Consider the following 6,030-nt stretch of genomic DNA (forward strand, 5'->3'; position numbering starts at 1 on the left):
TTTTTGAGGTTAAAATCCGGCAAGGATACCCAGCCTAACGCCAAGGGTGTAAGTATTCAACAATCGGGCAGCGTCAGCGCCTCCGTTGGGGCTTTCGAGTGTGGCAATGATCCGGGCATCAGCGGTTCGGCTCAGGATTTGCTCCAGCTGAGTGCCGTTGAGCTCACTTTCCAGAATGGATTCTTTGCTCGTGGAGACAGAGCCGTCCGGGCGCAGGTTGCCACTTGCCACCAGGCGCGGGCCTTCCTGGAAAAGGGAATCAAAAACCATCCCACTGCCGTCCATAAACTGTAATTGCATGCCCAGCTCAAGCGGGAAACCATTATCCGCCACCATTTTGAAGCCGAGGCGGTCTAAATCCTCCAGATCGGAAAGGTCGACCTCAAAGGTATCGACAATCCGAAAGCCACTAGCTCGTGCGTACAGCGGTATTTCCACTTCGACATCAATATCTACCTTGACGGAATCCGTAAGGTGATTGGTTATGAGGTTGTTTTCATAAGGGTTAGCCACTGCGCTAAAGGCATAGTCCAGCTGATAAGGCACGCCGGATATGGCAGATACGATGTTGGAATTATCAGAATCCAGGCGGAGCATCGTAGGTTTGGCTTCTCCGACCTCGTCAATGTAGGGGAATGCAAACAGCAGTCCACTGTCGAGCATGGGGTTATCCAGCGCCACAATGCCATTCCGGTAAGTATGCAGGTCGAAAGTGTCTGACCGCAGTTCCAGAGGGATGCCCATGGTGTTGTAGAACGTCAGGCTGATGACCGGCTCCAGAAACTCCAGCTCACCGGCTTCCCAATTGTCCAGAAAGGCAAATTCCAGAGAATCCCCCGGCAGGCTTACATCAAATTTTCCAAAATAACCCTGTATGTAGCTGTAGTCCATCCCGCTGATGGAGGTCAAAAAAGGCGGAAGATCGACCGGGCTGTTATCGCTGACCCGGTTTGCGGTGTAGGTCGTTTCAATGTCTTGATCCAGTATCAATTCATAGCCTGTCAAATCCAGCGTGCTTACTGTTTCCGAAGCGCCGCTCATATCTGCGGGAGGCAGCGTTGCGGACACAGAAAGGCTGTTGCCATCAATCTGCAGGTTCGAAAAAGTGAGGGTAAATGCAACGGTATCCGGGAAAGGGTTAAGCACAGTATAGGCAAACTGCCCGGCTTTCAACCGGATGATTTCATAGCGGTAATCGCCAGGTGCCTGGTATTCCACAATTTGTTCTTTCTCCGCGATTGGTACAGGAATGGTGGGAAGCGGGTCTAATTCAAACGCTGGCCTCGCTTCAATACGGTCCTGATAAACAATGGTAAGCCGGTTGCCAAAATCGGTTTGGATAAGGCTGCCATCATCCAGGTCATCAAGCAAATCATTGATACTGAAGGAAGTATTAATGAGCGGCACACCAAAAGCAGGATTCCAATCATCGGGCTCTGCTACTTCAAACCGGTCTGGGAAACAACTGGCAAGTCCAGCCATCACCAGGAGGGCTAACCAGATAGAGGGTAGATTTTTCATAGTATTTTCTTTGCTTGGGCCATATAAAGGTAATGACCCCACCGCAAAGGTTTACGCATAAACCTGCCAAATGTTACAGGCTTAGGCTTTCATCCGCTGAAAGCCTTTCTCAAGCCCCTCCCATAACCAGGCTGGGTCTTCCAATCCAATGTATAAACGGACCAGGTTCCAGGGCGTGGTGGAGTCCTCTCGTCCGGGCACTCCGTAAAAGGCAGTTGCTGGCATGACGAGCGACTCGTGCCCGCCCCAGGAAACCGCCAGCAGGAACCGCTCCAGGCCCTCGAAAAAGCGCTCTGCCTGCCGGAAGGTATCGGCATCCAAATAGAAGGAAAACAAGCCTCCGGCTCCGGTCATCTGCCTCCGGGCCAGCTCGTTCTGTGGGAAGGACGGCAACCAAGGGTGCAAGACCTTGCCAACGGCAGGGTGCCCCTCCAGCTGTTGGGCGATTTCCAGGGCACTTTCATGCGTGCGCTGCATCCGGAGCTCCAGCGTCCGCAGCCCGCGTATGACCAAACTCGCATCGTGTGGGGAAAGAACGCCGCCCAGGGTCATGTACTCTCCGGTAAAGACGCGCCCTATGGTTTCATGGCTTCCGCAGAGCACACCGAATACGACATCGCTATGACCGTTGAGGTATTTGGTACCGGAGTGGACAACCATATCGATACCAAAGTCGATAGGGTTTTGAAATATCGGTGAGGCATAGCTATTGTCGATGCAGGTAGGGATGCCATGCTTTTTGGCGATAGCCGCGCAGGCCTCAAGGTCCTGCAGTTCGAACGTCATGGAATTCGGACTCTCCAGATAAAGCAAAGTTGTATTATCCTGAATAGCGGCTTCGATTTGCTCTGGGTCTGTGCCGTCGACAAAGGTGTGGGATACGCCAAAACGGGGCAGGTAGTTGACCAGTATACTGTGGGTCCAGGAGTAGGGCTTGGCTATACTTACAATATGCCCGCCGGCCTTGCAATGCGCCAGTATAGCGGCAGATATAGCGCCCATACCACTGCCGAAAACCAGTGCATCCTCAGCGTGCTCCAGGGCAGCCAGCTTTTTGCGCAAAATAGCGACAGTGGGGTTGTGGCCCCGGGAGTACACTGGTTGCTGAGCCTCCTGAGCAATAGCTTGCCGGAAATCATCCAACGTATCAAAAGCGAAATTACTGGTCTGCATAACCGGTGGGGAAACCGCGTTAAAGTAGTTGTGGCGTTCCTCGCCAAGGTGCATAAGAATTTCGCTAAGGTGCATAAGTGCCATCCGTTTTCTAAACAAAAATTTCACCTTTCATATAGGTGACCGCCTTACCAGAAATGGCGACCCGCTCTCCAAGCATAGTGCAGCGCAGGTTGCCGCCTCTTTTGCTTAACTGACGGGCGGTAAGCTCCTGCTTCGAGAGGCGTTCTGCCCAGTAAGGTGTCATTGTGGTATGTGCAGAACCGGTAACCGGGTCCTCGTCAACCCCGGCAGCCGGGTAAAAACATCGGGAAACGAAATCGGTGGTACTGCCCGGTGCGGTCACGATCACGCCTCTGCAACGGACTTGTTTCAGCAAACGAAGGTCAGGAGCTAGCTGGGCAACATCTGCTTCTGATTCGAGGACGACCAGAAAATCGTCCCGCCCCATCAGTACCTCCACGGGCTCTGTACCCAGTGCGTCTTTGAGGGCTCGGGGTGCTACCACGGTTTCGATATTGTCTACCGGGAAGTCGAGCATGTACTCCTCCCCTTCCTTGGTCACCGTGAGCAAGCCGCTGCGGGAACCGAAGGTGATACTTTTATGCGGGTGCCCTAAGTGGGTAAACAAACAGTGTGCGGCAGCCAGAGTCGCATGACCGCACAGGTCCACTTCAATAGCCGGGGTAAACCAGCGCAGTTCATAATCTGCTTCACCTCCGGGAATAAAGAAAGCCGTTTCTGAAAGGTTATTCTCGGCAGCAATAGCCTGCAGAGTGGCATCCGGCAACCAGACATCCATCGGACAGACAGCGGCAGGGTTTCCCTTAAATTGTTGGCTGGCGAAAGCGTCAATCTGATAAATCGGAATATTTCGTGGACCGGGCATAGGATATGAATTGGGGATCTCAGGATCAGAAGGAAGGCAACCCGGGGACAAGTTAAACTACTCAACCCCTGTACTTTCCATTATTCTGCTTCAAGAATGAATTTGTTCTTCTTGCCATTTTCGACCATAAGGTATCTACCGTGCAGCAGGGCTTCTTGGGTAATGACCGCATCATGGTCGCTCACCTTCTCCTTATTCACGCTGATGGCATTGCCTTTAATCGCGCGGCGGGCATCTCCTTTGGACGCCACAACTTGGGTGTGCTCTGCCAGCAGGTCTACAATATTGGCTCCGCCTGCCAAAGCATCCTTCGGTAAGGTAAAGCTTGGAATCTCTGCAGCTACGGTCTTGAGTTCGCTTTCCGACAACTCAAGCAGTTGTTCCTTGCTCGCCTTTCGGTTGAAAAGCAATTCTGTCACTTTCAGCACCGAGCGGTAGGCTTCCTCAGAGTGGATGCGGATGGTCAGTTCCTCCGCCAGCAGGCGTTTGAGTTCCTGTGGATTGCCTGCGTGCTCGGCTTCCCGGGCCTCGATCTCCTCCTGCGTATGCAAAGTGAAGTAGCGGGTAAACTTAGGGACGTCGGCATCTGCAGCGTTGATCCAGAACTGATAGAACTGATAAGGCGTGGTCAGTCCTCCGTCCAGCCAGATGTTGCCTTCAGCGGATTTGCCAAACTTGCTGCCATCGGCCTTGGTCAGCAGCGGAGTGGTGACAGCATAGGCTTTCTCATTGAGGTTGCGGCGGATGAACTCCGTGCCACTCGTGATATTGCCCCACTGATCAGACCCACCCATTTGCAAGATGCAGTTGTGCTTATTGAACAACAGCTGAAAATCGTAAGCCTGTAGCAATTGGTAGCTGAATTCAGTAAAGGACAGCCCCGTCTCCAGGCGTTTCTTTACGGACTCTTTGGAACTCATGTAATTCACGGTCAGGGTCTTGCCCACATCGCGCAGAAAGTCCAGGATGTTCATGTCCTTGTAGAAGTCCAGGTTATTGACCAGGATCGCCTTATTCTCGCCTTCTGTGAAATTGATGAATTTTTCCATCTGCCGCACCTGATGCTGCAGGTTATTGTCCAGCTCATCGTAAGACTTCAGCTCGCGTTCCTTATCTTTTCCGGAAGGGTCGCCGATACGGCCCGTAGCGCCACCCATAAGCACAACCGGCTGATGCCCCGAGCGCTGAAAAAGGGTCAGCAGCATCAACTGTACATAATTACCAATAGTCAGTGAAGGGGCAGTAGGGTCAAAGCCAATGTAGCCAGCTACCTTTCCCGATTGCAATACCTCTTCGATGCCGGGGGTCGCATCGTGTAACATCCCCCTCCATTCCAGTTCTTTCAGAAAGTCCATTTGAGCTTGGATTCGTTTGGCGCAAAGTTAATTTTTTCTACCAAACTAACGATCTCTCTCAGAAGTTCCTGAAGGCTAAAATATAACACTACCCAAACCACCGTCTATATTTAGGGCCTTCCCGACTATGAAGTTAGAATCCGGGCTCCACAGAAAAAGTGTGGTTTTAGCCACCTCCTCCGGCTGCCCTACCCGCCCGATAGGATGATTGCGCCCCCATTCGGCGATGATCTCGTTTGCCGGGCCGTGCTCACCAGCACCGTACCGCAGCATAGGCGTGTCAATAGAGCCCGGGCAGATACAGTTGATATAAATTCCCTCCGCGGCGTGGTCAATGCCCATTGACCGGGTCATGGCGATTACAGCGCCCTTGGAGGTGGAATACGCCAGTACGTTTCTCTGGCAGCGCTTGCCCTGTATGGAGCTGATGTGGACAATGCCCCCGCCTCCGTTTTTCCGAATGAGTGGAAGAATGATTTTGGTGGACAGGAACATGCCCTTCAGGTTGACATCAATAGTACGGTCCCAATCGGCCTCCGAAGTCGTATCCACCGTCCCGTAAGTTTGCAACCCCACCGAATTCGCCAGGTAGCAGACCGGAGCGTAGGCGGCTGCCTGAGTGGAAAAAGTTTCCAGGGAGCGGCTGTCGGTCACGTCTGTGGGAATGAAAAGCGCCTGCCCGCCTTCGGCTTCAATCATTTCCACCGTTTCCTGTCCCATTTCGGCATTGAGGTCGGCAATAAGCACTTTTGCCCCCGCTTTGCCGGCTTCCAGCGCGATGCCCCGCCCAATGCCGGAAGCACCGCCGGTAACGATGGCACCTTTGCCGGCTATCCAGTCCAGTTTCATACCTTTTTATTTTGAAGTAAAATACTAAGAAATTGACAACTATCCGGTACATACCCTACTGGCGTAGTGATACTGGCACTACAATCAGCCGTTCTTCAATATTTACTACGAGGCAAGAAGGGAAGCAGGTTGGCCGAGGGTGGAAATTTAGACTATGTTGGGATTTCACCCATTGGGCTGCATTTGCCAAATTTTATCCTGCACTTCGTTACTCTTCAGTCACTTAGCTTAGGCTATGCTCCT

Annotated in this window: 5 protein-coding genes; all 5 read right to left on the bottom strand. The window is 52.5% G+C overall.

The window, feature by feature from the left end; genetic code table 11:
* Positions 1–9: 9 nt before the first annotated feature.
* Positions 10–1,521 (bottom strand): hypothetical protein, encoded by a 1,512-nt coding sequence (locus MRY86_RS15605; RefSeq protein WP_293568718.1) that lies wholly within the window; start codon positions 1,519–1,521, stop codon positions 10–12.
* Between the two features lie 81 nt (positions 1,522–1,602).
* Positions 1,603–2,769 carry an aminotransferase class I/II-fold pyridoxal phosphate-dependent enzyme gene (locus MRY86_RS15610; protein ID WP_293568720.1) on the bottom strand — a complete coding sequence of 389 codons (1,167 nt, stop codon included), beginning with the start codon at positions 2,767–2,769 and terminating at the stop codon, positions 1,603–1,605.
* Positions 2,770–2,785: 16 nt separating this feature from the next.
* Positions 2,786–3,583: a PhzF family phenazine biosynthesis protein gene (locus tag MRY86_RS15615; protein WP_293571631.1), complete on the bottom strand. Its 798-nt coding sequence runs from the start codon at positions 3,581–3,583 to the stop codon at positions 2,786–2,788.
* An 80-nt stretch (positions 3,584–3,663) separates the two neighbouring features.
* Positions 3,664–4,938 carry a tyrosine--tRNA ligase gene (gene tyrS, locus MRY86_RS15620; RefSeq protein ID WP_293563564.1) on the bottom strand — a complete coding sequence of 425 codons (1,275 nt, stop codon included), beginning with the start codon at positions 4,936–4,938 and terminating at the stop codon, positions 3,664–3,666.
* A 75-nt stretch (positions 4,939–5,013) separates the two neighbouring features.
* Entirely contained in the window at positions 5,014–5,787 is a 774-nt protein-coding gene (locus MRY86_RS15625) for an SDR family oxidoreductase (RefSeq protein ID WP_293563563.1), read from the bottom strand.
* Positions 5,788–6,030: the final 243 nt, after the last annotated feature.

Source organism: Phaeodactylibacter sp. (assembly GCF_022763345.1).
Classification (GTDB): Bacteria; Bacteroidota; Bacteroidia; order Chitinophagales; family Saprospiraceae; genus Phaeodactylibacter.

Bases quoted from the DNA above. Each gene is read 5' to 3' on its own strand.
- MRY86_RS15605 (WP_293568718.1), bottom strand. From the start codon at position 1,521: ATGAAAAATCTACCCTCTATCTGGTTAGCCCTCCTGGTGATGGCTGGA.
- MRY86_RS15610 (WP_293568720.1), bottom strand. From the start codon at position 2,769: ATGCACCTTAGCGAAATTCTTATGCACCTTGGCGAGGAACGCCACAAC.
- MRY86_RS15615 (WP_293571631.1), bottom strand. From the start codon at position 3,583: ATGCCCGGTCCACGAAATATTCCGATTTATCAGATTGACGCTTTCGCC.
- tyrS (WP_293563564.1), bottom strand. From the start codon at position 4,938: ATGGACTTTCTGAAAGAACTGGAATGGAGGGGGATGTTACACGATGCG.
- MRY86_RS15625 (WP_293563563.1), bottom strand. From the start codon at position 5,787: ATGAAACTGGACTGGATAGCCGGCAAAGGTGCCATCGTTACCGGCGGT.